The 25,383-nt window shown below is 72.3% G+C and carries 25 protein-coding genes; 8 read left to right on the plus strand and 17 right to left on the minus strand.

All coding sequences use genetic code 11. The features are described from left to right. Positions 1-97 precede the first annotated feature (97 nt). Positions 98-2,152, minus strand: coding sequence for an APC family permease (locus AC07B0_RS28230; RefSeq protein ID WP_356880922.1), 2,055 nt, complete (start codon positions 2,150-2,152; stop codon positions 98-100). Positions 2,153-2,350: 198 nt separating this feature from the next. On the opposite strand from AC07B0_RS28230, the gene AC07B0_RS28235 reads away from it, so the two are divergent. Beyond that, complete coding sequence (locus AC07B0_RS28235; RefSeq protein ID WP_356880920.1) at positions 2,351-3,019, plus strand: potassium channel family protein; 669 nt, start codon at positions 2,351-2,353, stop codon at positions 3,017-3,019. Further along, on the plus strand, positions 3,016-3,678 hold the full coding sequence (locus AC07B0_RS28240) for a potassium channel family protein (protein ID WP_356880918.1): 663 nt from the start codon (positions 3,016-3,018) through the stop codon (positions 3,676-3,678). The genes AC07B0_RS28235 and AC07B0_RS28240 overlap by 4 nt, the downstream gene beginning before the upstream one ends. Before the next feature lie 125 nt (positions 3,679-3,803). Here the strand turns inward: AC07B0_RS28240 and AC07B0_RS28245 are convergent, their stop codons facing one another. The 7 genes from AC07B0_RS28245 to AC07B0_RS28275 form a co-directional block, all read right to left on the minus strand. After that, positions 3,804-4,547, minus strand: a complete 744-nt coding sequence (locus AC07B0_RS28245; RefSeq protein WP_356874382.1) for a DUF3159 domain-containing protein — start codon at positions 4,545-4,547, stop codon at positions 3,804-3,806. A gap of 2 nt (positions 4,548-4,549) precedes the next feature. Beyond that, positions 4,550-4,969, minus strand: a complete 420-nt coding sequence (locus AC07B0_RS28250; protein WP_356874380.1) for an OB-fold nucleic acid binding domain-containing protein — start codon at positions 4,967-4,969, stop codon at positions 4,550-4,552. 24 nt (positions 4,970-4,993) lie between these two features. Next, positions 4,994-5,680, minus strand: coding sequence for a response regulator (locus tag AC07B0_RS28255; protein WP_356874378.1), 687 nt, complete (start codon positions 5,678-5,680; stop codon positions 4,994-4,996). Continuing rightward, positions 5,677-8,286, minus strand: a complete 2,610-nt coding sequence (locus tag AC07B0_RS28260; protein WP_478899166.1) for a DUF4118 domain-containing protein — start codon at positions 8,284-8,286, stop codon at positions 5,677-5,679. The genes AC07B0_RS28255 and AC07B0_RS28260 overlap by 4 nt, the downstream gene beginning before the upstream one ends. Before the next feature lie 180 nt (positions 8,287-8,466). Beyond that, a complete protein-coding gene (locus AC07B0_RS28265; protein ID WP_356874374.1) occupies positions 8,467-9,249 on the minus strand; it encodes a DUF3710 domain-containing protein in 783 nt (260 codons plus the stop codon). Position 9,250: 1 nt separating this feature from the next. Then, on the minus strand, positions 9,251-9,787 hold the full coding sequence (dut, locus tag AC07B0_RS28270; RefSeq protein ID WP_356874372.1) for a dUTP diphosphatase: 537 nt from the start codon (positions 9,785-9,787) through the stop codon (positions 9,251-9,253). Beyond that, positions 9,787-10,371, minus strand: a complete 585-nt coding sequence (locus tag AC07B0_RS28275) for a PaaI family thioesterase (RefSeq protein ID WP_356874370.1) — start codon at positions 10,369-10,371, stop codon at positions 9,787-9,789. The genes dut and AC07B0_RS28275 overlap by 1 nt, the downstream gene beginning before the upstream one ends. A 58-nt stretch (positions 10,372-10,429) precedes the next feature. Between AC07B0_RS28275 and AC07B0_RS28280 the strand changes: the two genes are divergently transcribed. Then, positions 10,430-10,900: a DUF3093 domain-containing protein gene (locus tag AC07B0_RS28280; protein WP_356874368.1), complete on the plus strand. Its 471-nt coding sequence runs from the start codon at positions 10,430-10,432 to the stop codon at positions 10,898-10,900. A gap of 32 nt (positions 10,901-10,932) precedes the next feature. Here the strand turns inward: AC07B0_RS28280 and AC07B0_RS28285 are convergent, their stop codons facing one another. The 4 genes from AC07B0_RS28285 to AC07B0_RS28300 all read right to left on the minus strand — a co-directional run bounded on the left by AC07B0_RS28285 (position 10,933) and on the right by AC07B0_RS28300 (position 14,463). Then, positions 10,933-11,865, minus strand: a complete 933-nt coding sequence (locus AC07B0_RS28285) for a hypothetical protein (RefSeq protein WP_356874366.1) — start codon at positions 11,863-11,865, stop codon at positions 10,933-10,935. Positions 11,866-11,875: 10 nt separating this feature from the next. Continuing rightward, the gene (locus tag AC07B0_RS28290; RefSeq protein ID WP_356874364.1) at positions 11,876-12,172 is read right to left on the minus strand and encodes a DUF4193 domain-containing protein; all 297 of its coding nucleotides are present in this window, start codon (positions 12,170-12,172) and stop codon (positions 11,876-11,878) included. Between the two features lie 384 nt (positions 12,173-12,556). Then, positions 12,557-13,804: a sensor histidine kinase gene (locus AC07B0_RS28295; RefSeq protein ID WP_356874362.1), complete on the minus strand. Its 1,248-nt coding sequence runs from the start codon at positions 13,802-13,804 to the stop codon at positions 12,557-12,559. A 5-nt stretch (positions 13,805-13,809) separates the two neighbouring features. Further along, the gene (locus AC07B0_RS28300; protein WP_030008767.1) at positions 13,810-14,463 is read right to left on the minus strand and encodes a response regulator transcription factor; all 654 of its coding nucleotides are present in this window, start codon (positions 14,461-14,463) and stop codon (positions 13,810-13,812) included. Positions 14,464-14,725: 262 nt separating this feature from the next. Between AC07B0_RS28300 and AC07B0_RS28305 the strand changes: the two genes are divergently transcribed. Continuing rightward, entirely contained in the window at positions 14,726-14,893 is a 168-nt protein-coding gene (locus tag AC07B0_RS28305; protein WP_356874360.1) for a hypothetical protein, read from the plus strand. A 153-nt stretch (positions 14,894-15,046) separates the two neighbouring features. On the opposite strand, the gene AC07B0_RS28310 is transcribed toward AC07B0_RS28305, so the two are convergent. Next, positions 15,047-15,874: an inositol monophosphatase family protein gene (locus AC07B0_RS28310; protein WP_469379409.1), complete on the minus strand. Its 828-nt coding sequence runs from the start codon at positions 15,872-15,874 to the stop codon at positions 15,047-15,049. A 13-nt stretch (positions 15,875-15,887) separates the two neighbouring features. Beyond that, complete coding sequence (locus AC07B0_RS28315; protein ID WP_469379411.1) at positions 15,888-17,048, minus strand: ferrochelatase; 1,161 nt, start codon at positions 17,046-17,048, stop codon at positions 15,888-15,890. Between the two features lie 183 nt (positions 17,049-17,231). Between AC07B0_RS28315 and AC07B0_RS28320 the strand changes: the two genes are divergently transcribed. Continuing rightward, on the plus strand, positions 17,232-18,497 hold the full coding sequence (locus AC07B0_RS28320; protein ID WP_469379413.1) for an MFS transporter: 1,266 nt from the start codon (positions 17,232-17,234) through the stop codon (positions 18,495-18,497). Then, positions 18,439-19,776 carry a D-arabinono-1,4-lactone oxidase gene (locus AC07B0_RS28325; protein WP_356874352.1) on the plus strand — a complete coding sequence of 446 codons (1,338 nt, stop codon included), beginning with the start codon at positions 18,439-18,441 and terminating at the stop codon, positions 19,774-19,776. The genes AC07B0_RS28320 and AC07B0_RS28325 overlap by 59 nt, the downstream gene beginning before the upstream one ends. A gap of 17 nt (positions 19,777-19,793) precedes the next feature. Here AC07B0_RS28325 and AC07B0_RS28330 read toward each other — a convergent pair whose 3' ends face one another. Then, the gene (locus AC07B0_RS28330) at positions 19,794-20,654 is read right to left on the minus strand and encodes a hypothetical protein (RefSeq protein ID WP_478899167.1); all 861 of its coding nucleotides are present in this window, start codon (positions 20,652-20,654) and stop codon (positions 19,794-19,796) included. Positions 20,655-21,159: 505 nt separating this feature from the next. Here AC07B0_RS28330 and sepH point away from each other — a divergent pair. Further along, positions 21,160-22,218: a septation protein SepH gene (gene sepH / locus AC07B0_RS28335; RefSeq protein ID WP_356874348.1), complete on the plus strand. Its 1,059-nt coding sequence runs from the start codon at positions 21,160-21,162 to the stop codon at positions 22,216-22,218. 60 nt (positions 22,219-22,278) lie between these two features. Here sepH and AC07B0_RS28340 read toward each other — a convergent pair whose 3' ends face one another. After that, positions 22,279-23,115, minus strand: coding sequence for a sulfurtransferase (locus AC07B0_RS28340; RefSeq protein ID WP_478899168.1), 837 nt, complete (start codon positions 23,113-23,115; stop codon positions 22,279-22,281). Positions 23,116-23,291: 176 nt separating this feature from the next. Here AC07B0_RS28340 and AC07B0_RS28345 point away from each other — a divergent pair, with 176 nt between their 5' ends. Continuing rightward, positions 23,292-24,116 (plus strand): VOC family protein, encoded by an 825-nt coding sequence (locus AC07B0_RS28345; protein WP_356874344.1) that lies wholly within the window; start codon positions 23,292-23,294, stop codon positions 24,114-24,116. A gap of 179 nt (positions 24,117-24,295) precedes the next feature. On the opposite strand, the gene AC07B0_RS28350 is transcribed toward AC07B0_RS28345, so the two are convergent. Beyond that, positions 24,296-25,087, minus strand: a complete 792-nt coding sequence (locus AC07B0_RS28350) for a hypothetical protein (RefSeq protein ID WP_356874342.1) — start codon at positions 25,085-25,087, stop codon at positions 24,296-24,298. Positions 25,088-25,383: the final 296 nt, after the last annotated feature.

The following is a 25,383-nucleotide window of genomic DNA, read 5'->3' on the forward strand; positions in this document are numbered from 1 at the left end:
GAGGCTCCAGGAGATCAAAGGAAAACGGCCGGACGACCGACCCACCAGTTTACGTGGATCTCGTCCGGCCGTTCACCACCCGCGGCGGGCCCCGCCGCTACTTGCCCGCCGGGTCCTTCCGGGGCGGGCGCGGGGTGTCGACCGGTCCGCGGCGCACGGCGCCCGGGGCGTTCCAGTCCTGCCGCTTCTTGGCCCGCCGCTTCGCGAGCTCCGAGGACTCCAGCTGGTAGGGCACGGAGGTGACCATCACGCCGGGCGTGAAGAGCAGCCGGCCCTTGAGCCGCAGCGCGCTCTGGTTGTGGAGGAGGTGCTCGTACCAGCGGCCGACGACGTACTCGGGGATGTAGACGCTGACGGCGTCGCGCGGGTTCTCGCTGCGCAGGCCCTTCACGTACTCGACGACCGGCCGGGTGATCTCGCGGTAGGGCGAGTCGAGGATCTTGAGCGGGACGTTGATGCCGCGCCGCTCCCACTCGGCCTTCAGGGCCTTGGTCTCGGCCGGGTCGACGCTGATGCTGAGCGCTTCCAGGGTGTCCGAGCGGGTCAGCTTGGCGAAGGCGAGGGCGCGCAGCGTGGGCTTGTGGACCTTGGAGACCAGGACGATCGAGTGGACCCGCGAGGGGCGCACGCTGTCGTCGCTGGGGCCTTCGGCGGCGGCGATCTCCGCGGACACCCGGTCGTAGTGCTTGCGGATCGCGGTCATCGTTCCGTAGAAGATCACCATGCCCAGCAGGGCGACCCAGGCGCCGTGGGTGAACTTCGTGGCGAGGACGACGACCAGCACCATGCCGGTGAAGAAGGCACCGAAGGTGTTGATGGCCCGCGAGCGGTGCATCCGCCGGCGGGCGGCGGGGTCGCGCTCGGTGCGCAGGTGGCGGTTCCAGTGCCGGACCATGCCGATCTGGCTCAGCGTGAAGGAGACGAACACGCCGACGATGTAGAGCTGGATCAGCTTGGTGGAGTCGGCGTCGTAGAGCCACACCAGCAGCATGGCGGCGCCGGCGAGGAGCACGATGCCGTTGGAGAAGGCGAGCCGGTCGCCGCGGGTGTGGAGCTGGCGCGGCAGGTAGCGGTCCTGGGCGAGGATCGAGCCGAGCAGCGGGAAGCCGTTGTAGGCGGTGTTGGCGGCCAGGAAGAGGACGAGCGCGGTGGCCGCCGCGAGCACGATGAACAGGAAGCTGCCTTCGCCGAAGACCGCCTCTCCGACCTGGGAGATCACCGGGTGCTGGACGTACTCGGAGCCGACCGGGACGCCGTCCTGGAGGAGGTCGGCGGCCGGGTTCTCCGCCATCCGCACGTTGGTGGCCATGGCCAGGCCGATGATGCCGCAGAACATGGTGACGGCCAGCGCGCCCATGAGGGCGAGGGTGGTGGCCGCGTTCTTGCTCTTGGGCTTGCGGAAGGCGGGGACGCCGTTGCTGATGGCCTCGACGCCGGTGAGGGCGGCGCAGCCGGAGGAGAAGGCGCGCAGCAGCAGGAAGACGAGGGCGAATCCGGCCAGTCCCTGGTGCTCGGGTTTGATCTCCAGGTCGGCGGTGGGGGCCTTCATCGTGTCGTCGAGGACGATGCCCCGGAAGGCGCCGTAGGCGATCATGACGAAGACGGCGCCGACGAAGATGTAGGTGGGAATCGCGAAGAGGTTCCCGGATTCCTTCACTCCGCGCAGATTCATCAGCGTGAGCAGCAGAATCATGACCATCGCCGAGAGCACCTTGTGCTCGATGACGAAATCGACGGCCGAGCCGAGGTTCTCGACTCCGGAGGAGATCGACACGGCCACGGTGAGGACGTAGTCGACGAGCAGGGCGCTCGCCACCGTGAGGCCGGCCTTGGGGCCGAGGTTGGTGTTGGCAACCTCGTAGTCGCCGCCGCCGCTGGGATACGCGTGGACGTTCTGCCGGTAGGAGGCGACCACGGTGAACATCAGCACGACGACCGCGACCGCGATCCAGGGGCTGAAGTGGTACGCCGACACGCCCGCGATCGACAGGACCAGCAGCACCTCGCCCGGGGCATATGCCACGGAGGAGAGCGGGTCGGATGCGAACACGGGCAGGGCGATCCGCTTGGGGAGGAGCGTTTCCCCGAGGCGGTCGCTGCGCAGCGCCCGGCCGATCAGGATCCGTTTGGGCACGTCGGTCAGTTTGGACACGCAGAGGATCGTAAGCGTTCGAAATCGGGCTGACGAACCCCCCGCCCCTTCTCGGGGCAATGAAGTGCCGCCTGGACCCCAAATGGTCACACTGGTGACCGCCCGTGTGTAGCTTGGGCCATGGTCTGAGACCCTGTTTAGCCAGAGCATGCAATGAGGCTGGAAACCAGCGAGCCGCTGTCAGCCGGAAGGACGGCCGTGCACATCGTCATTATGGGCTGCGGAAGAGTGGGCTCTGCCCTCGCGCAGACCCTGGAACAGCAGGGGCATACGGTCGCCGTCGTCGACCAGGACCCCACCGCATTCCGCCGGCTCGGAGCATCGTTCGGCGGCCGCCGCGTCACCGGGGTGGGCTTCGACCAGGACACGCTGCGAGAGGCCGGGATCGAGGACGCGGGGGCCTTCGCGGCGGTCAGCAGCGGTGACAATTCCAACATCATCGCAGCGCGCGTGGCACGGGAGATGTTCGGCGTCGAGAACGTCGCCGCCCGCATCTACGACCCCAAGCGCGCCGAGGTGTACCAGCGGCTCGGCATCCCCACCGTGGCGACCGTACGGTGGACCGCCGACCAGATGCTCCGCCGGCTGCTGCCGTCGGGCGCCGAGCCCCTGTGGCGCGACCCGAGCGGCGGTGTGCAGCTCGCGGAGGTGCACGCCTCCGAGGCGTGGATCGGTCACAAGGTCAGCCGGCTCCAGGAGGAGACCGGGGTCCGTGTCGCGTTCCTCACCCGCCTGGGCGAGGCGATGCTGCCGACTTCGCAGACCGTCCTCCAGGAGGGCGACCTCGTCCACGTGATGATGCGCACGGACGAGATCGACAAGGTAGAGGCGGCCTTCGCCGAGGGGCCTGAGGAGGCACACGCATGAGGGTCGCGATCGCCGGAGCCGGCGCCGTGGGCCGCTCCATCGCGGGCGAGCTGCTGGAGAACGGCCACGAGGTCCTCCTCGTGGACAAGGCGCCGACCGCCATCTCGGTGGAGCGGGTGCCGCAGGCGGAGTGGCTGCTGGCCGACGCCTGCGAGATCACCTCGCTCGACGAGGCGGCCCTCCAGCGCTGCAACGTGGTCATCGCCGCCACCGGGGACGACAAGGTCAACCTGGTCGTCTCCCTGCTCGCCAAGACCGAGTACGGGGTCCCCCGGGTCGTGGCGCGCGTGAACAACCCGAAGAACGAGTGGCTCTTCAACGAGTCCTGGGGCGTCGACGTCGCCGTCTCCACGCCCCGCCTGATGTCCGCCCTGGTCGAGGAGGCCGTCAGCGTCGGCGACCTGGTGCGGCTGCTGCGCTTCAGCCACGGCGACGCCAACCTGGTCGAGCTGACCCTTCCGCCCGACTCCTCGGTCGCGGGCACCCAGATCAGCGAGATCGCCTGGCCCGAGGACACCTCGCTGGTCACGATCATCCGCGGCAACCGGGTGCTCACCCCGCACGGCGAGGAGACCCTGGAGCCCGGTGACGAGCTGCTGTTCGTGGCCGCCCAGGCCCGCGAGGAGCAGCTGGAGGACCTCCTCCAGGCCCGGAAGTAGGCCCGGAAGCAGGCCCGCGTGCGCTAGCGGTACGGGCCTGCCCGTACGCCGTCACGCACGCCGAAGGGGCGGAGCGGCTTCGCAGCTGCTCCGCCCCTTCGGCGTGCGTGACGGTCGGGCGCGGGTCAGACCCCGCGCTCCCGGGCGGCGGCGGCCTTGGCGGCCTTCTCCGCGGCCTCTTCGGCCTCGTACTCGGCGATCACGTCGATCGGCGGCGGCGCCTTCGCGAGGAAGAGCCAGGTGAAGTACACGGCCAGCACCATCGGCGGGAGCTTCAGGGCGATCAGCACCCAGCCGAGCTGGGTGGCGTCGCCCCACCAGTACAGCGGGAAGAGGATCGCGTACTTGGCGAGGAAGATCAGGCCCCAGGCGAGGCTGGCCTTCGTGTACGCCTTCTTCCGTCCGGGATTGCGGGTGCGCCAGGACAGGTTCTCCTTGAACACCGGCCCCAGGACCACGCCGAGCAGCGGGAAGCCGACCAGCGCGGAGACCGTGAAGGCCACGCCCAGGCCGGCGCCGTAGATCATGCCGGGCAGGTAGAAGCCCTTGGCGCTGCCGGTGAAGAGCGCGAAGGCCACGCCGACGCCGACGCCGAAGACGCCGCTGAAGGCGTGCTTGACGGTGTCCTTGCGCAGCAGCCGCACGACCACCAGGAGGACGGCCACCGCGCCCGCCGCGATGGCGGACAGCTTCACGTCCTTGTTGATCGTGTAGATCATCACGAAGAGCAGGCCGGGGAGCATCGTCTCCACGGTGCCCCGGATGCCGCCGAAGGCGTCGAAGAGCGCCGCCTGGGTCACGGCGCTCTGGTCGGCCGCCGACGGGCCTTCCGGCGCGGCCGGCGGGGTGGGTTTGTCGAGTGACGTCACCGTCAGTGCTCCTGTCCGAGCGGTCGGAGTTCGTACTTCGGGTTGAAGAGCACCCGGCGCCCATGACTCATCGAGATCCGCCCGGAGGCGATCATGCGCCGCCCGGGCTCGATTCCCACGATCGAGCGACGCCCGAGCCACACCACGTCGAGTGCCGCCGAGCCGTCGAACAGTTCCGCCTCCAGGGCCGGTACGCCCGCTCGCGGCCGCAGGGTGACGGTACGCAGGGTTCCCGTCACCTTGACTATCTGGCGGTCGTGGCAGTCGCAGATCCGCAGGCACCCCGCGGCTTCTGCGTCCTCCTGCAGTTCCGCCGAATGCAGCTCCTCCTGGGAGGTGGAAAGCCGCTCTATCATCCGGCGGAACCGGCCCGCCGGCCTGGCCGGTTTCGCGGGCTTCTCGGGACGCGGTTCAGCACTCATACAGGAAGCGTACCGGCGCCCCCGCTACCTCTCGAAGCGGTATCCCATGCCCGGTTCGGTGATGAAGTGCCGCGGGTGCGAGGGGTCCGCCTCCAGCTTGCGGCGCAGCTGGGCCATGTAGACGCGCAGGTAGTTGGTCTCCGTGCCGTAGGAGGGCCCCCACACCTCCTGGAGGAGCTGCTTCTGGCTGACGAGCTTGCCGCCGTTGCGCACCAGCACCTCCAGCAGGTGCCACTCGGTGGGGGTGAGGCGTACGTCGCGCCCCGCGCGCACCGCCTTCTTCGCGGCCAGGTCCACGGTGAACCCCTCCGTCTCCACGACGACCTCGCCCTCCCCGGCGCCGGGGGTGGGCTCGGCCCGGCGGACGGCGGCGCGCAGCCGGGCGAGCAGTTCGTCCATGCCGAAGGGTTTGGTGACGTAGTCGTCGGCGCCCGCGTCCAGGGCCTCGACCTTCTCGTCGGAGGTGTGGCGGGCGGAGAGGACGAGGATCGGGACGCGGGTCCAGCCGCGCAGCCCCTTGATCACCTCGATGCCGTCCATGTCGGGCAGGCCCAGGTCGAGGACGACCACGTCGGGGTGGCGGGCGGCCGCGAGTTCCAGGGCGCCCGCTCCGTCGGCGGCCGCGTCGACCTCGTACTTGCGCGCCTTGAGGTTGATCACGAGGGCCCGGACGATCTGCGGTTCGTCGTCCACCACGAGCACCCGGGTCATCGGGGTCCTGCTTTCTGTCGTTCGGGGTGTGCTGCCGTGTCCACGCGGAGGGGTCCGGCTCCGGTTCCGGTCTCCGCCTGCGGAGTGTCCGGCGGCGGGCGGTCCCGGCCGGCGGCGCGGAGGGTGAGCACCATGGTCAGTCCGCCCCCGGGGGTGTCCTCGGCGGCGAGGCTGCCGTCCATGGCCTCGGCGAAGCCGCGGGCCACCGCGAGCCCGAGGCCCACTCCGGCGCCGCGGGGGGCGTCGCCGTAGCGCTGGAAGGGGGCGAAGATGCGGTCCTTGGCCTCGTCCGGGACCCCGGGGCCGCGGTCCACGACCCGCACCTCGACGCGGTCGCCGAGGAAGCTGGCCGCGACCAGCACGGCCTGCCCGGGCGGGCTGTACTTGACGGCGTTCTCGACCACGTTGGCCACGGCGCGCTCCAGCAGCCCCGGGTCCACGGCCACCATGGGCAGGGTTTCGGGCACGTCGAGCAGCACGCTGTCCTCCGGTACGCCGCCCAGCGCCATCGGGACCACCTCGTCGAGGTCGATCTCCCGGATCAGCGGGGTCACGGTCCCGGTCTGGAGCCGGGACATGTCGAGCAGGTTCCCCACCAGGTGGTCGAGCCGGTCGGCGCCGTCCTCGATCCCCTCCAGCAGTTCGGCGCGGTCCTCCTCGGACCAGTCCACGTCATCGGAGCGCAGCGAGCTGACGGACGCCTTGATGGAGGCGAGCGGCGTACGCAGGTCATGGCTGACGGCGGCCAGCAGGGCGGTCCGGATCCGGTTGCCCTCGGCCAGTCGGCGGGCCTCCTCGGCCTCCCCGACCAGCCGCTGGCGGTCCAGTACGACGGCGGCCTGGGCGGCGAAGGCGCCGAGGACCCGGCGGTCCTCCGCGGGCAGTACCCGCCCGGACAGGGCCAGCGCCATGTGGTCGCCGATCGGCATGTCCACGTCGGCGTCCTCGGGGCGGGCCGCCGGGCTGGGGCCGACGCTCCCGGCCCGGGTCCAGGGCTCGACGTCGCCCTGCCGCTCCAGCAGGGCCACGGACTCCATCGCGAAGGTCTCCCGTACGCGCTCCAGCAGCGCGTCCAGGGCGGTCTCCCCCCGCAGCACGCTCCCGGCCAGGAAGGAGAGGATCTCGGACTCGGCGCGCAGCCGCGCGGCCTGGTGGGTGCGCCGGGCGGCGAGGTCGACCACGGAGGCGACCGACACGGCGACCCCGAAGAAGACCGCGATGGCCATGATGTTCCGGGGGTCGGAGACGGTGAGCCGGTGCAGCGGGGGAGCGAAGAACCAGTTCAGCAGCAGGGACCCGATGGCGGCGGAGGCGAGGGCGGGCCAGAGTCCGCCGAGCAGCGCGGCCGTCACCGTCAGCGCCAGGAAGAGCAGCATGTCGTTGGCGAGGCCGGGATCGGCGTCGATGTGGGTCAGCAGGAGGCACAGCAGGACCGGGAACAGCGCTCCGACCAGCCAGCCCGCCACGATGCGCGGCCTGCCGAGGCGGGCGGCCGAGCGGGTCACGGGCAGTCCGCGCCCCTTGGCGACCTCCTCGTGGGTGACGATGTGGACGTCGAGGTCGGGTCCCGAGTCGCGGGCCACGGTCGCGCCGACGCCGGGGCCGAGGACGTACTGCCAGGCCTTGCGGCGGCTGGAGCCGAGGACGACCTGGGTGGCGTTGACGCCGCGGGCGAAGGCGAGGAGCGCCTCCGGGATGTTGTCCCCGATGACGTGGTGAAACGTTCCGCCGAGGTCCTCGACCAGGGTCCGCTGGACCGCGAGCTCCTTCGGGGAGGCCGAGGTCAGGCCGTCGCTGCGGGCGATGTAGACCGCCAGGATCTCGCTGCCGGAGCCCTTCGCGGCCATCCGGGAGGCCCGCCGGATCAGGGTGCGCCCCTCCGGCCCGCCGGTGAGTCCGACGACGATCCGCTCGCGCGCCTGCCAGGTGGAGCGGATGTCGTGCTCGCCCCGGTACTGCTGGAGGTACTCGTCGGCCCGGTCGGCCACCCACAGCAGCGCGAGTTCGCGCAGCGCGGTGAGGTTGCCCGGCCGGAAGTAGTTGGACAGGGCCGCGTCGACCTTGTCCGGCTTGTATATGTTGCCGTGCGCCATCCGGCGGCGCAGGGCCTGCGGGGACATGTCGACCAGCTCGACCTGGTCGGCCCGCCGCACCACCTCGTCCGGCACGGTCTCCCGCTGCCGCACGCCCGTGATCGACTCGACCACGTCCCCGAGGGACTCCAGGTGCTGGATGTTCACGGTGGACACGACGTCGATGCCGGCCCGCAGGAGCTCCTCCACGTCCTGCCAGCGCTTGGCGTTGCGCGAGCCGGGCACGTTGGTGTGCGCGAGCTCGTCCACCAGCGCGACGGCGGGACGGCGGGCGAGCAGCGCGTCCACGTCCATCTCCGTGAAGGCGGCGCCGCGGTGGACCAGTTCCCTGCGCGGCACCTGTTCGAGTCCGTGCAGCATCACCTCGGTGCGCGGCCGCCCGTGGTGTTCGACGAAGCCCACGACGCAGTCGCCGCCCCGCTCCACCCGGCGGTGGCCTTCCGAGAGCATCGCGTACGTCTTGCCCACACCGGGTGCCGCGCCGAGATAGATCCTTAGCCTGCCGCGTCCCATGGGCTCATTCTCGGGGACGTTCCCGCCGTTCACGCACTGACGGCCCGCCGTACGCCCATCCCTGACGCAACCCTGACGCGGACGCGACCGGCCGCACGGGCCCGCCCCGCCCGGTACGCGGACGGGCGGGCCCCGCCCCCGCAGGGAGCCGGACCCGCCCGTCGTCTGCCGCTCGCGGGGTCAGCGGACCTCGGTGATCTCCGGGCCGCGCTCCAGCTGGCCCATGCCGCCGGAGAAGCGGGAGCTCTCCTGGTCCTCGGCCGTCTGCACGCCGTCCGGCACCATCTGGGCGTCGTTCGGCAGCTTCAGGACGATCGGGTCACGCGGGGCCATGGGGCCGTCGCCGCGCAGGACGACGGTGTCCCGGAAGATCTGCTCCAGCACGCCGGCCGACTCGGGGCGCACCGCGCCCTGGCCGGAAATGACGCCGCGCAGGAACCAGCGGGGGCCGTCGACGCCGACGAAGCGCACCAGCTGGGCGCCGGTCTGGCCGTCCGGCAGGGGTACGGGCACCTGGGCCCGCAGTTCCCAGCCCAGGGGGCCCTCGACCTCGTCGATGATGCCGCCCTGCTGGGTGATGCCCGAGGCGATCTCGTCGCGGACCTCGCCCCAGATGCCCTCCTTCTTGGGGGCGGCGAAGGCCTGCAGCTGCACGGCGCTGTCGCCGAGGACCACGGTCGCGGCCACGATCGCGTCACCGGCGACCTCGACGCGCAGTTCCATGCCCTCGACACCGGGCACGAGGATGCCGCCCAGGTCGACCCGGCCGTCGGCCGGGTTTCCGAGCACCTCGGAGACGTCCCACGGGCCGTCGGGCCGCGGGGCCGGGGGCAGGTTCATCCTGCGCGGCTTCGCGGAGTCGGGCTCGCCGGCGTCGTCCGGCTCATCGGCGCGCACGCCGTCGACCTGCTCGGCCGCGCCGCCGTCCTTGACGGAGTCGTTCTTCTTGCGACGTCCGAACACGTCACTGTCCTTCCCGGTCGGTTACGACCGAAGCGTAGCCATTCCCACCCTGCTGACCAGCGCCGGATCCGGCCACGGCCGCATGACCGCCGGTGGAGCCGAACCCCCCGTCGGCCCGGGCCGAGCCGGGAAGCTCCTCCACCTCGTGGAAGCGCACCTTCTCGACCCGCTGGACAACCAGCTGGGCAATGCGGTCGAAACGCTCGAACCTGACGCTCTCGCGCGGGTCGAGATTGACCACGATCACCTTGATTTCCCCACGGTACCCGGCATCCACCGTCCCCGGGGCATTCACGAGCGCGAGCCCGCAGCGTGCGGCCAGGCCGGAGCGGGGGTGCACGAAGGCGGCGTACCCGTCGGGCAGGGCGATGGAGACGCCGGTGGGCAGGACGGCCCGCTCCCCGGGCTCCAGTTCCGCGGCCGCGGTGGTCACCAGGTCGCAGCCGGCGTCGCCGGGGTGACCGTAGGCGGGCAGGGGCACCTCGGGGTCGACGCGGCGGATCAGCACGTCGACGGGCGCATGGGTGTTCTGGGACATCAGGGGTTCACCTCGAAGGCGCGTGCGCGCCTGACCTGGTCCGGGTCGGCCATCGCCGCCCGGATCTCCTCGGGCCGACCGTTGTCGATGAAGTGGTCGACCTTCACTTCGATGAACAGGGCGTCGGCGCGCACCGCGACCGGGCCCTGCGGGCCGCCTGTGCGGCCGACGGCGCTGGAGTAGATCTTCCGCCCGGCCACGGCGGTGACCTCCGCCTCCAGGTACAGCACGGTGTCCACGGGCACGGGGCGGACGAAGTCGGTCTCCAGGCGGCCGGTCACGGCTATGACGCGCAGCAGCCAGTTCAGGGAGCCCAGCGTCTCGTCGAGCGCGGTGGCCAGGACGCCGCCGTGGGCGAGGCCGGGTGCACCCTGATGAGCGGGCTTCACGGTGAACTCCGCGGTGACGCGGACGCCCTCGCCGGCGCGGGCCTCCAGGTGGAGGCCGTGCGGCTGTCCCCCGCCGCAGCCGAAACAGTGCTCGTAGTGCGCGCCGAGGAGCTCGCCGGGGGCCGGTGCGTCGGGGTGCCGGACCGGTGCGGCGGCGTCGGCCGGGGGCGTCAACGCTGTGTTTCGTCCACTCACAGCCGCTGACCTTACCCGCGCGGCTACCCGCCGGTCGCCTCGTGGCAGGCTTGCCCGTATGCAGCTCTCCCCCGCGCACCACGACGAACGCCTGTCCGCCCCCCGCTCCTGGTGGGGCATCGCCGTGCTGGCCGGCATCGCGTGCGCGCTGATGCTGTTCCCGCTCGGGACGACGCCGCTGCTCGCGGGGCTGGTGGGCGGCACGGCGCTGACGGGGCTGCTGGTCAGTTCGTACGGTTCCGCGCGCGTGCGCGTGGTGAACGGCTCCCTCGCGGCGGGCACCGCCCGGATCCCGGTGACGGCCCTGGGCGAGCCCGAGGTGCTGGAGGCGGAGGAGGCCCGCGCCTGGCGCACGTACAAGGCCGACACCCGCGCCTTCATGCTGATGCGCAGCTACGTCCCGACGGCGGTCCGCGTCGAGGTGACGGACCCGGCGGACCCGACCCCGTACGTGTACCTGTCCACCCGCGAGCCGCAGGCCCTGTCGGCGGCGATCCGCGCGGCGAAGAGCGGCCCCGCCGGGGCTTGAACGGCACGGGCCGGCCCGCCTCGGGGACCGGCTCAGTCGCGGGGGTGCATCGGGCGGCCTTCCAGTGCGGCCCTGGCGGCCTCGGGAAGGGGCCCAGGGGGCCGCTCCAGGGGCGGGAGGGCCGGGAGGGCATCCCACGGCACGGCCCGGGCGCGCAGGTCCCCACGCACCTTCTCGGCGACTTTCCTGGTGTCCCGGCGGTTCATGACGGCGCCTACGGCGGCGCCCACCATGAACGGCATCAGGTTCGGCAGGCTGCGGAACATCCGCTTCATGATCTGTTGGCGCAGTTCGCGCTTCATCTGACCACCCAGCGCCGCGTTGAGCGTCGTCGGCTTGGTCAGGTCGACCCCGCGCTCCTCCGTCCACGACGTGAGGTAGGCGAGGCTGCGGTCCTTCAGGTTCCCGCCGGGGCGGAGTCCGTAGACCTCGTGGAGTTCGGCGATGAGCTTCAGCTCGATCACGGCCACGCCGGTGATCTCGGCGGCCAGCTCCGCCGGCATGGCGGGCGGAACCGGCAGCATCGCCGCGGCGCCGATGCCCGCGCCCACGGTCGAGGTGCCGTTGGCGGCCCCGGTGATCAGCTTGTCGGCAAGCTGATCGGGACCCAGGTCCGGGAACTGCCTGCGCAGGGTCGCGAGGTCCCGGACCGGAACGCGCGGTGCGTTCTCGATGATCCAGTCGGTGATGTACAGGGCGGCGGCCTTCGCGCTCTCGCCGCCCTTGCGCACACCGTTCCTGACGGCTTGCACCGGACGTGCCCCGGACCGGTGCCGGGGCTGTTCGTCAGCGTCCGTGACCGACGGCACCGCCGCGGCGGTATCGCTGGGCACGGCAGTCTTCTCGAGGGCCGAGCCGCCGGAGGCCCCAGGACCCGTTTCCGGGTCCGTGGCTGCCGCCTGCGTCTCCGCCTGACCGCCGGATTTACGGAAGCGTCGCTTCCGAAATGGCGTCGAGCCCGTCACGGCCGAGGCCTCAGTCGCAGTCGCGGCAGATCGGCTGGCCGTTCTTCTCGCGTGCCAGCTGGCTGCGGTGGTGCACCAGGAAGCAGCTCATGCAGGTGAACTCATCGGCCTGCTTGGGAAGGACCCGGACGGCCAGTTCCTCGTTGGAAAGGTCCGCGCCGGGCAGTTCGAGGCTCTCGGCGCCGTCGAAGTCGTCGACGTCGACGCTCGACGACGTCTTCTCGCTGCGCCGGGCCTTCAGCTCCTCAATGCTGTCGTTGTCGACGTCGTCGTCGGTCTTGCGTGGGGTGTCGTAGTCCGTTGCCATTTTTTCGCTCTCCCCCTCTGGGATTTAGCGGTGTCTCAGCGCACGTAACGCGCGAGAGGCCGGACTTGTGCCCGACCTGAGGCGGAGATTTTGCCTCACATCAAGGTCTGTTACTCAATCGACACCCAGCCGCACGCCCGAAGGAGCTTGTGGCTGGGATGACGACCGGGACCGTACACGGTCCGGGGGCCGTCTTGCACAAACGCCACCCCGTGTATTTCCCGCCATCAGGGGGGCCGGAAACCCGGACTTCCCGGGCTTTCCGGCCGCCCAGGGGTCACTGAACGCACATGACCCGACACTCGACAATGTGATCGATCACACAACTACCATCCATCATCCCTCCAGACCGTTCCGCCGACAGCGAACAGGTCCCCGAGTGGATCAAAGGGGCAACGTGACACGCATCACCAGGCCACCGCCTTCGCGGGGCGTCGCCTGGATGCGGCCGCCGTGAGCGCGCGCCACGGAGCGCGCGATCGACAGACCGAGGCCCACACCCTTGTCGCTGCCCGTTCGTTCCGTACGCAGCCGTCTGAAGGGCTCGAAGAGGTTGTCCACCTCGTACGCGGGAACAACGGGACCCGTGTTCGATACCAGGAGCACCGCCTGGCCGTGCTGGGCCTCGGTCGTGACCTCCACCCAGCCGCCCTCCGGGACGTTGTACCGGACGGCGTTCTGGACCAGGTTGAGCGCGATCCGCTCCAGCAGGACGCCGTTGCCCTGGACCACGGCCAGCGCCCGCTCGCCGCGGATCTCCACGCCCTTCGCGTGGGCCTCCCCGCGCGCCTGGTCGATGGCGCGCGAGGCGACCTCCGCCAGGTCCACGGGCTTGCGCTCCACGATCTGGTTCTCGCTGCGGGCCAGCAGCAGCAGGCCCTCGACCAGCTGCTCGCTGCGCTCGTTGGTGGCCAGCAGCGTCTTGCCCAGCTGCTGGAGTTCCACCGGCGCCCCTGGATCGGAGAGGTGCACCTCCAGCAGCGTCCGGTTGATGGCCAGCGGGGTCCGCAGCTCGTGCGAGGCGTTGGCCACGAAGCGCTGCTGCGCCGTGAAGGCCCGCTCCAGGCGGTCGAGCATCTCGTCGAAGGTGTCTGCGAGCTCCTTCAGCTCGTCGTCCGGACCGTCCAGCTCGATCCGCCGGGTCAGGTCGGAGCCGACCACCCGGCGGGCGGTCCGGGTGATCTTGCCCAGCGGCGAGAGCACCCGGCCGGCCATCGCGTAGCCGAAGGCGAAGGCGATGATGCTCAGCCCCAGGAGGGCCATCAGCGACCGGCTCAGCAGGTCGTCCAGCGCGTGCCGGCGCTGTTCGAGGATGCACTTGCCGATCGCGGCGTTGAACTGGTCGAAGGACTGGTCGATGCCCACCACGCCGGGACAGGTGCTGCTGGAGACCTCGACCTTCTGCCCGCCGACGATCTTGAACGGGAGCGCGTTGCCCTCGCGCAGGGCCTGCGCGGCCAGCAGGTAGATGATCGACAGCAGCAGGATGCCCGCGATGAGGAACATCCCGCCGTACAGCAGGGTGAGCCGTATCCGGATGGTCGGGCGCAGCCAAGGGAAGGGACCCTCGGGCTGGCCGGGGTCCCACGTGGGTTTCGGTGGCGCCGCCGGCGGCGCCGGAGTCGCTGCCATCCTCGTCAGATCCGGTATCCGGAACCGGGGACGGTCACGATGACCGGCGGCTCGCCGAGCTTGCGGCGCAGGGTCATGACGGTCACCCGGACCACGTTGGTGAAGGGATCGGTGTTCTCGTCCCAGGCCTTCTCCAGCAGCTGCTCGGCGGAGACCACGGTCCCCTCGCTGCGCATGAGGACCTCCAGCACCGCGAACTCCTTGGGTGCCAGCTGCACCTCCTTGCCCTCACGGAACACCTCGCGCCGGTTCGGGTCGAGCTTGATCCCGGCCCGCTCCAGGACGGGCGGCAGCGCGACCGTCGTACGCCGCCCGAGGGCGCGCACGCGGGCGGTCAGCTCGGTGAAGGCGAACGGCTTGGGCAGGTAGTCGTCGGCGCCGAGTTCCAGTCCCTCGACGCGGTCGCTGACGTCGCCGGAGGCGGTCAGCATGAGCACCCGGGTGGGCATGCCGAGCTCCACGATCTTCCGGCAGACGTCGTCGCCGTGCACCAGCGGAAGGTCCCGGTCGAGCACGACAACGTCGTAGTCGTTCACCCCGACGCGCTCCAGGGCGGCGGCGCCGTCGTACACGACGTCCACGGCCATGGCCTCCCGGCGCAGGCCGGTGGCCACCGCATCGGCGAGCAGCTGCTCGTCCTCGACGACGAGTACGCGCACGTCGTTTCCTTCCTTCGAGCCCAGAAGGGCACACGTGTATTGCCCGCCCATCCTGCCGGTTTCGGCCGTAAACCGGCTGTAAGGCACCGCTCGGCCCCCCTCCGGGGACAGGTGTGCGGGGTGGACGTGAGGATTCCCTCGCCTCACGAGGTTTCTGCGCCCAGGGTGCCGGGGAGGACCTCACCACACCCCAACCATTCCTTGACGGCGGATTGACACGCGCTCTTCCGCCGCCGGCCCACGAAGAGGGGGCGAACCCACCATGGACGCATTCACCGCGGGTCTCCTGCAGCGCATCAGGAGCACCCAGTCGGACCTCAGCAAGGCCCGGGAGACGGGCGACGACTACCTCGCGGACGTGGAACAGGCCGAACTGGAGGACCTCCAGCGGCTCGCGGCGGAGCACGGCGTGCCCGTCACCGCGGCCTGACCCCGCACCACCCCGACCCCCGGGGCGTTCGCCCCACGGACCACGGAGCCCGTACCACCGCGTCACCGCAGCACCGCGTAACCCCGTAGCTTCCGGCCCCGGCCGCCTCGTTCGGCGACCGGGGCCCGCTCGTGTGCTCGCCCGGCGGCGCGGTCAGTCGTGCCAGGCGCCGGTCTCCTCCAGCAGCGGCTGGAGCGAGGCGAAGACCGCCGGCGAGGCCGCCAGGACCAGTTCCCCGGAGGCCGGTTCGCCCGGCCGGCCGCCGGTCAGCGCGCCCGCCTCGCGGGCGATCAGGTCCCCCGCCGCCAGGTCCCAGGGGTTCAGCCCGCGCTCGTAGTACCCGTCCAGCCGCCCGGCGGCCACGTCGCACAGGTCCAGGGCCGCCGAGCCGCCCCGGCGGACGTCGCGCACCCGCGGGATGATCCGCGCCGCGACCTCGGCCTGGTGGGCGCGCCGCGTCTGGACGTAGCCGAACCCGGTCCCGATCAGCGCCTGGTCCAGCGGCGCGCCCGCCCGGCAGGCGAGGCGGGCGGTGCCCATCCAGGCCCCGCCGCCGAGGACGGCGTGGTACGTCTCCCCCCGCATCGGAGCCGCCACGACGCCCGCGACGGTCACGCCCCGGTACTCGGCGGCGATGGACACGCCCCAGCTGGGCAGCCCGTAGAGGTAGTTCACGGTGCCGTCGAGCGGGTCGACGATCCACCGTACCCCGCTGCTGCCCGGGCTGTCCGCGCCCTCCTCGCCCAGCAGCCCGTCGGCGGGCCTGCGCTCGGCGAGGACGCCGGTGATCAGCTTCTCGGCCGCGATGTCCATCTCGGTCACCACGTCGATCGGGCTGCTCTTGGTGGCGGCCACCGACAGGTCCGCCGGCCGGCCGTCCCGCAGCAGTTCCCCGGCCCGCCGGGCGGCCTCCAGGCCCACGTCGAGCAGTTCGGCCTTCAGCTCTTCGGAAAGCTCCGGCCCGTCGAAGATCTCGGACATCAACGCTCCTCCCCTACGCGTAAGGACTGTCGGCGCCCGCGGCCGCCGGCCGGGGTGCCCGCGCCGGGCAGCAGCCCACGGCGCACAGGTCGTGGCTCGCTCCGAGCAGGCCGAGCGCGCACCGCTCGACGTCCTCGCCGCGCTCGCCGGCGGCCCGCTCCAGCAAGAGGTCGCGCACCGCCGCGGCGAACCGCGGGTCGGCGCCGACGGTGGCCGAGCGGGCGACGGGCAGGCCCAGTTCGGCCGCCTTGGCGGTGGCCTCGGTGTCGAGGTCGTAGAGGACCTCCATGTGGTCGGAGACGAAGCCGATGGGCACCATCACCGCCGCCGGGGCGCCCGCGCCGTGCAGGACCTCCAGGTGGTCGCAGATGTCCGGCTCCAGCCAGGGCACGTGCGGGGCTCCGCTGCGGGACTGGTAGACCAGCTCCCAGGGCCGTTCGGTGCCCGTCCGCGCGCGGACGGCGTCGGCGATCACCTTCGCGACGTCCAGGTGCTGCCTGACGTAGGCCCCGCCCCCGCCGTGCTCCCCGGCCGGTCCCGAGGCGTCGGCGGCCGCGGTGGGGATGGAGTGCGTGGTGAAGACCAGGTGGGCCCCGTCGCGCACCTTCGCCGGCAGCCCGGCCAGCGAGGCGAGCACCCCGTCGATCATGGGCTGCACGAAGCCGGGGTGGTTGAAGTAGTGCCGCAGCTTGTCCACCCGGGGCAGCGGCGCCACGCCCTCCGCGGCCAGGGCGGCCAGGGAGTCGGCGAGGTTCTCCCGGTACTGCCGGCAGCCCGAGTACGAGGCGTACGCGCTGGTCGCCAGGACCGCGATGCGGCGGCGGCCGTCGGCGGCCATCTCCCGCAGCACGTCGGTCAGGTACGGCGCCCAGTTCCGGTTGCCCCAGTACACCGGCAGGTCCAGCCCGTGCTCGGCGAAGTCCTTGCGCAGCGCGTCCAGCAGCTCGCGGTTCTGCCCGTTGATGGGGCTGACCCCGCCGAAGCCGAAGTAGTGCTGCCCGACCTCCTTCAGCCGCTCGCGCGGGATGCCGCGCCCGCGCGTGACGTTCTCCAGGAACGGCACGACGTCGTCGGGTCCCTCGGGGCCGCCGAAGGACAGCAGCAGGAGGGCGTCGTAGGGGGCGGCGAGGCCTTCGGCCACGGGCGCCTCGGGGGCACGGAGCTGGTCTGACATGCCTCGAATCCTGCCACCACGCCTTCGCCGACGAGAAGCGGCCGCGTCCGCATCCCGGACGCGCCGCAGGTAAGGTGACCCTAAGTCAACCCGTCCGGTCAGCTGTTCCGCGCACGGTCCCGTGCGGTGCCGCGTCGGCGCCCGTAACCTGTACGGGCCAATGACGTCCCTTACGGAGATCCCTTGCCCAGTCCCTACCGCGCGATCTTCGCGGCCCCCGGCACCAAGGGGTTCAGCGCCGCGGGCCTCATAGGCCGCCTGCCCCTCTCCATGGTGGGCGTCGGCATCCTCACCATGATCTCCGAGATCACCGGCCGCTACGCGATGGCGAGCGCCCTCACCGGCACCCTCGCCCTGTCCGCCGCCGTCGTCGGCCCCCAGGTCTCCCGCCTGGTGGACCAGTACGGGCAGCGCCGGGTGCTGCGTCCCGCGACGCTGATCTCCGTGCTGGCGGTGGCCGGGATGCTGCTGGCGGCCGCCAACGGGCTGCCGGACTGGACCCTGTTCGTGTGCGCCGCCGTCGCCGGCTGCGTCCCCAGCGTCGGCTCGATGGTCCGCGCCCGGTGGACCACGATCTACCACGACTCCCCGCGCGAGCTGCACACCGCGTACTCCTTCGAGTCCGTGATCGACGAGGTCTGCTTCATCTTCGGTCCGATCCTCGCCATCGGGCTGTCGACCACCTGGTTCCCCGAGGCCGGTCCCCTGATCGCCGCCGTCAGCCTGCTCGTCGGCGTCTGGCTGCTCACCGCGCAGCGCGCCACCGAGCCCGAGCCGCACCCGCGCACCGGGCACACCGACCGCGCCTCGGCGCTGCGCTCCCCCGGCCTCCAGGTGCTGACGGCCACGTTCGTGGCCACCGGAGCGATCTTCGGCTCCATCGACGTCTCCACCCTGGCCTTTGCCGAGGAGCAGGGCAGCAAGTCCTCGGCGAGCTTCGTCCTGGCCATCTGGGCCCTCGGGTCCTGCCTGGCCGGCATCGTCTTCGGCCTGCTCCATCTCAAGGGGCGGACCGAACTCCGGTGGGTACTGGGCGTATGTGCGATGGCCGTGAGTATGATCCCCCTCCTACTGGCCGGGAACCTGCCGATCCTGGCCGTGGCGCTCTTCGTCTCGGGCCTCGCCATCGCTCCCACGATGATCACCACGATGGCCCTGATCGAGGCGCACGTCCCCCGCGCCAAACTCACCGAGGGCATGACCTGGATCAGCACCGGGCTCGCGGTCGGCGTCGCGGCCGGGTCCTCGGTGACCGGTCTGGTCATCGACGCGGCCGGCGCGCAGCGGGGGTACGTCGTCTCCATCTCGGCGGGAGCGGCCGCGGCGGCGGTGGCGTTCGCGGGATACCGCCGGCTGACGAGGCCGGCGCAAGGGGAGGAGCCCTCTAGCGATGGCGCAGACACCGACAGTGCGGACGGCGGGGAAGAGCGGGCCGGCCGAGTGGCGTAACTGGGCGGGCAACGTCCGGGCCAGGCCCGCCCGCGTGGTCACCCCGGCCTCGGTCGGGGAGCTTCAGGAGGCGGTCCGCCGGGCCGCCGAGGAGGGGCTGCGGGTGAAGGCGGTCGGCACCGGCCACTCCTTCACCGCGGCCGCCGCGACCGACGGGCTGCTCGTACGCCCGCAGGCGCTGGCCGGGATCACGGAGGTCGACCGGGCGGCCGGCACCGTCACGGTGGCCGCCGGCACGGTCCTGAAGGACCTCAACCGGGCCTTGGCGGCCCAGGGCCTGTCGCTCACGAACATGGGCGACATCATGGAGCAGACGGTCTCCGGCGCCACCAGTACCGGCACCCACGGCACCGGCCGCGACTCCGCCTCCATCGCCGCGCAGATCCGCGCCCTGGACCTGGTCACGGCGGACGGACGGCTCCTGCACTGCTCAGACAAGGAGCACCCGGAGGTCTTCGCGGCCGCCCGGCTCGGCATCGGCGCCCTCGGCATCGTCACCTCGCTGACCCTCGCCGTGGAGCCGCTGTTCTTCCTGACCGCCCGTGAGGAGCCCATGGGCTTCGACCGGGTGACCGCCGAGTTCGACGAGCACGTCGCGGAGAACGAGCACTTCGAGTTCTACTGGTTCCCGCACACCGGCAACTGCAACACGAAGCGGAACAACCGCAGTCAGGGCCCCGCGGCCCCGCCCGGCCCGGTCAGCGCCTGGATCGAGGACGAGCTGCTGTCCAACGGCGTCTTCCAGGCCGTCAACTCCCTCGGCCGCGCCGTCCCGGCGGCCATACCCGGCATCGCCAAGGTGGCCAGCCGCGCCCTGTCGGCCCGCACGTACACGGACATCCCGTACAAGGTGTTCACCAGCCCGCGCCGGGTCCGGTTCGTGGAGATGGAGTACGCGCTGCCCCGCGAGCGGGCCGTCGAGGCGCTGCGCGAGCTCAAGGCCGTGGTGGACTCCTCCGGCCTGCGGATCAGCTTCCCGGTGGAGGTCAGGACGGCTCCGGCGGACGACATCACCCTCTCGACGGCCTCGGGGCGCGAGACCGCCTACATCGCGGTGCACATGTACCGGGGCACCCCCTACCAGGCCTACTTCACGGCGGCCGAGCGGATCTTCACCGAGTACGGCGGGCGGCCGCACTGGGGCAAGGTGCACACCCGCGACGCGGAGTACCTCGCCTCCGTCTACCCGCGCTTCGGCGAGTTCACCGCGCTGCGGGACCGGCTCGACCCGGACCGGCTGTTCGGCAACGACTACCTGCGGCGCGTGCTGGGGGCCTGATCCGGACCGGGGGCCGGTCAGGAACCGCCGCCCCGCTCCTGGCCGCCCGTCCCCTGACCGGTGCCGGTGCCGCCCGTGCCGGTTCCCGTTCCCGTCCCGGCGTCACCGCCCTGGCCGGCGCCGGGCGTCGGAGCGGACGGGGTGGCCGGCGGCGACGGCTTGCCGCTCGGCGTGACCGGCGGGCTCGGCGTCGCCGGCGGGGAGGGGTTCGCGGAAGGGGACGTGCCGGGGTCCGGAGTTCGGCTCCCCTCGCCGTGCGGGCGGGAGGGGCTCGGGGAGCTCCCGGATCCGGGGGTCCGCCCGCCCTTGCCGCCCCCGCCGTCCTCCTCCCCCCGGCCCGGCGCGTTCCCGGGCGGGGCAGGGCGGTGGTCGGCGGCCTTGCGGGTACCGGCGGACCAGAGCGTGTCGCCGCCCTTGCTCACGGAGGTTCCGGCCACGGCCTCGTAGGTTCCGAGGCCGCCGATGGCGATGACGAAGGCGGCCGCCGAGGCCGCCGCCGTGCGCTTCCAGCCCCGGACGCGGGTGCCGTGCACGGTGGCCTCGCCGAACTCCCCGGACGGCGCCACGGCACCGGACGCCGTGGTCTGCGCCTCCCGCCCGCCGGGCAGCGGGACCTGACGGGCCTTCGGGCGGGCGGTCTCGCGCAGCTGGTCGCCGGTGCGCCGGAAGACGTGCTGGATGACGGGCCCGCCGGCGGTGGCGACCACGCTGACCACACCGGCGCCGACGATGGTCCCGTACACGCCCAGCTGCGAGGCCAGCAGCGCCGCCCCGACGGTGGCGAGGGAGGTGCCCGCGATCTGGGCCACGCTCAGATCGAGCTTCTTCACCCCGTCCGGCTCCTCCGCCCCGGCTTCGTGTACCGCCTTCTGACCCATCGCCATCCCCTGCGTGTCACGCCTCTCGCCCTTCTCCTCTGTCAGCAGTTACTGACACCCGGGCGAAAGGGATAGTTCCGTTTCTGGGGATTGTGTGAAGCAAGACACCCGAAATCGGACGCGCACGCAGGTCGGCCCGGCTTCCGACCCGATTTCGGGCAGCCCAACTCCCGCCGCCCGGGACAAGTTCGGCGGCGCGGCGGTCCACCCAGGTGGCCCGAATGGAGTACTGTGGCGAGCCCTGGGGCCGTCCTTCCTTACGGATGTCCGGGCTCGGGAGAGGGGGCCGACTGATGGAGAAACGGCACTCAAGACCGGTGATGCCGCGGTATCGCACGGGCTCCTGCTGCGCACAGTAACCAAGCGGTCACTGTGCGTGCCCAACAGGTAACCGTGCCATAACGTCGATCAAGGGCGCATGCCCGACACGCCGGTTTAACTCGGCAAGGTTGTGGCAGGCTGCACCCGGGCAGGCCACACTCGACTAGCGGAAGCAGCGACGCACGTGACGTCGGCAGGCACCACCCGGGAGGTCCCCATGCCCGAACTGCGTGTCGTGGCCGTCTCCAATGACGGCACACGACTGGTGCTCAAGGCTGCGGACAGCACGGAGTACACGCTTCCGATCGACGAGCGGCTGCGGGCTGCCGTGCGCAATGACCGCGCGCGCCTGAACCAGATCGAGATCGAGGTGGAGAGCCACCTCCGCCCCCGTGACATCCAGGCCCGCATACGAGCCGGTGCCTCCGCGGAGGAGGTCGCCCAGCTCGCCGGCATCCCCGTCGACCGGGTCCGCCGCTTCGAGGGTCCCGTCCTGGCCGAGCGCGCCTTCATGGCGGAGCGCGCCCGCAAGACGCCCGTCCGCCGGCCCGGCGAGAACACCGGACCCCAGCTCGGCGAGGCCGTGCAGGAGCGGCTCACGCTGCGCGGGGCCGACAAGGACTCCGTCCAGTGGGACTCCTGGCGCCGCGACGACGGCACGTGGGAGGTCCTGCTGGTCTACCGGGTGGCGGCCGAACCCCACTCGGCGAGCTGGACGTACGATCCGCCGCGCCGGCTGGTCGTGGCCGTGGACGACGAGGCCCGGTCCCTGATCGGCGAGTCGGACGACCTGCCCTCGACACCCGAGCCGAGCTTCCCGTTCGTGCCGAGGATCGCCCGGCTGCCGCGCGACCGGCCGCTGGACCGCGCCCTGGACCGCCAGCTGGAACGGCCCGACAGCCGGACCCCGCCGCCGCCGGAGCCCGAGGAGGAACGGGACACGCTGACCAGCCTGCTGGAAGCGGTTCCGAGTTTCCGCGGCGACCTGGTCGTCCCGGACCGCACCGAGGCCCCGGCCGAGGAGCCCGAGGTCGAGGAGCCCCCGGCTCCGGCCGCGTCGGCGGGCGCCGGTTCGGCGTACGCGGACGTCCTGATGCCGCGCACGGTGGCGGGCCACCGCGACCGGCTCACCGGTACGACGGACCGCCAGGCCGAGGCCGACGGCGTCCGCCCGGGCCGCCGCGCGGCGGTCCCCAGCTGGGACGAGATCGTCTTCGGCACCCGCCGCAAGAAGCAGGAGTAGCCGCCGACCGTGTGCGTGCCGCCGCCCGGCCGGGCGGCGGCACGCACACGGCGCGCTCCCCTACTGCGGCTCCGGGCCCGTCGCCACGGGGCGCTCCGGGTCCGAGGACCAGTGCGACCAGCTGCCCGCGTACAGGGCCGCCGGGATCCCCGCCACCTCCAGGGCCAGCACCTCGTGGGCTCCGGAGACGCCCGATCCGCAGTACACGCCCACCGGGGTGTCCCCGGTGGCGCCCAGCGCCGTGAACCGTGCGCGCAGTTCCCCGGCCGGCAGGAACCGGCCTTCCCCCGTCACGTTCTCCGTGGTCGGGGCCGACACCGCGCCCGGAATGTGGCCGCCGACCCGGTCGATCGGCTCGACCTCGCCGCGGTAGCGCTCCCCCGCCCGGGCGTCCAGCAGGAGCCCGGAACGCGCCAGCGCGGCCGCCCCGTCCGCGTCCAGCAGGCCCAGAGCCCCCGGGTTTGGCTTGAAATCGCCCTCGGTCGGCTGCGGCGCGTCGGCGGTCACCGTTCCGCCCGCGGCCGTCCAGGACGCCAGGCCCCCGTCCAGTACGCGTACGGCCGGGTGACCCGTCCAGCGCAACAGCCACCAGGCGCGTGCGGCGGCCCAGCCCTGACCGCCGTCGTACACGACCACCGGGGTGTCCGAGCCCACTCCGGCCCGCCGCATGACCGCCGCGAAGGCCTCCGGGTCCGGCAGCGGGTGGCGTCCGCTGGACCCGGGCGGACCTGCCAGTTCGCGGTCGAGGTCGACGTACACGGCGCCGGGCAGGTGGCCCGCCTCGTAGGCGGGGCGCTGGTCGGGGCCGCCCAGTTGCCAGCGGACGTCCAGGAGCACCGGCGGGTGCGCGCCGGCCAGCTCGTCCATCAGTTCGGCGGGCGAGAGAATCGCAGTCATGGGCCCATCTTCCTCCCCGCCCCACGGCCCGCGTAACAAGCCGGACATCGGCGGGCCGCAGGGATTCGGTCATCTCTCTTCCCGCCCGCGACAACCCGGCCCGGTCGGGGCGCGCCGCGCGCCCCGGAGTGCAAGCATCGGGCGGGTACGGGGACGAGACGGAGGAGACTGCTGACATGACCGAGGCAGTGCGGGCTTCGCGGCGCCCGCCCGGCACACCCTGTTGGGTGAGCCTCATGGCACACGGGCTCGGGAGCACCGAGGCCTTCTACGCCGACCTCTTCGGCTGGGAGTACGAGCCGGGGCCGCAGCACCTCGGCCCGTACGTCCGGGCGTTCCTCGACGGCGAGGAGGTGGCGGGCATCGGCCAGCTGCCGCCCGACCGGGACCTCCCGGTCGCCTGGACCACGTACTTCGCCACCGACGACGCCGACGCGAGCGCCGAGGCGATCCGGTCCTGCGGCGGCACGGTCGCGGTGGGGCCGCTCGACGCGGGGCCGGAGGGCCGGATGGCGATCTGCTCCGACCCGCTGGGCGCGATCTTCGGGATCTGGCAGGCCGGGGACCATCCGGGGACGCGGACGTTCGGGGTGCCCGGCACGCCCGTCTGGAACGAGCTGCTCACCCAGGACAGCTCGGCGGTCGGCAAGTTCTACGCGTACGTCTTCGGCCACGAGGCCGAGCAGTACAAGGAACCCGACGCCGAGCGGTATTCCGACGGCCCCGGAGGCCTGGACTACCTGACGCTGAGCCTGGCCGGGCGGCCGGTCGCCGCCGTGCACGGGGTCGGGCGGGCGCTTCCGCACGACCGGGGGCCGCACTGGATGACGTACTTCGAGGCGGCCGATCCCGACGCGGCCGCCGACCGGGTGGTGGAGCTCGGCGGACGGATCGTCAGCCCGGCCCGGGACCGCATCCGGGGGCGCCTGGCCACGGTGGCCGACCCGGAGGGGGCGGTCTTCTCCCTGATCCGGTCCTACGGCGACGGCGGCCCGGCCTGAACCGGGGCCCGTCGGCCGGGTCACGTGACGAGCCGGGTCACGTGACGAGGAGGACGCTGCCGAGGGCGTAGGGGACGGTACGGCCCAGGCCCGGGATCCGGCTGCGGGCGCGCTCGTTGAGGGCGCCGATCGCGGCGGTGGCGGTCTGGGCCCCGGACCGCGCGCGGGGGCCGTTCCGCCTATCGGCCGAGCGCGGCCCGCACGGTGATCCCGTACTGCACGCGCAGGCGGCGCAGTTCCCACACCGACAGCGCGGTGACGGACAGCGGGGGCCCGGCGACGAAGAGCAGCCTGACGCCCAGGGGCGCGTTGACGGGCGGGGCGTCGAAGAGCTGGAACAGGGCCATGGCCCACACCAGGACCGGCGATATCAGCGGCGGGAGCACCTCGTGCACGTCGGCGGTGCGGAAGCAGTGGTGGACGCAGAACGCCGCGGCGGCCAGGCCGAAGGGCACCGCGAACAGGAAGGCGAAGGAGAGCGCCAGGTACAGCAGGTATCCGGCGATGCCCAGCGAGAACAACCGGCTCATCGCGTCGGTCAGCGGCCCGACCAGGACGAGGAGCAGGGCGGTGCCGAACACCGTGCCCAGTGCGGTGAGCGGGCCGCGCAGCCGGGCCCGGTAGAAGGCGGGGCCGGGCCGGCGGGCGCTGAAGACGAAGGCGGCCAGCGCGACGGGTCCGACGACCAGCAGCAGGCCCGCGCTGAGGAAGAGCTCGACGAGCTTGTCCTCGACGATGGAGCCCGCCGACTCGCGCAGCGGGTAGGCGTAGATCAGCCACGCGGTGGCGGCGAAACCGATGACGGTACGGGCGACCTTCGCGCTCTCGATCGGCGCGTCGATCAGCCGGTCCGGCCGCGTGGGCCGGCAGACCCGGGCCGCGAGCACGAACGGCAGCAGCAGGAATCCGACGCACCCCGAACGGCGGTCGCCCTGCGGTCTCCTGGTGGTCCTTCGCGCGTACGTGCGCATGGCATCGCCCCCCTGACGATCATGAACACCGCATCATAAGGGCGGCCCGGAACGGTGCCGTGCGGCCGGGAGGCTGAAATCGATCACCCATTAGCCGGGAACGATCAACAGGCCGGCGCCCTCCCCTGCCCATAGGCCGGCAGAGCCCCGCTCTGTCGGCCTACGGCAGGCCCCGCGCGCCGCGGCGAAGGGGAGGGCCGTCAGGCCGGGCGAGGCGAGCGGTGAAGACCGTCTCCCAGGTGCCGCCGACGGCCATCGGCTGCTCCGTGAGGTCACGGCGCTTGAGCAGGCCTCAC

The sequence above is a fragment of the Streptomyces sp. NPDC044704 genome (assembly GCF_056433525.1).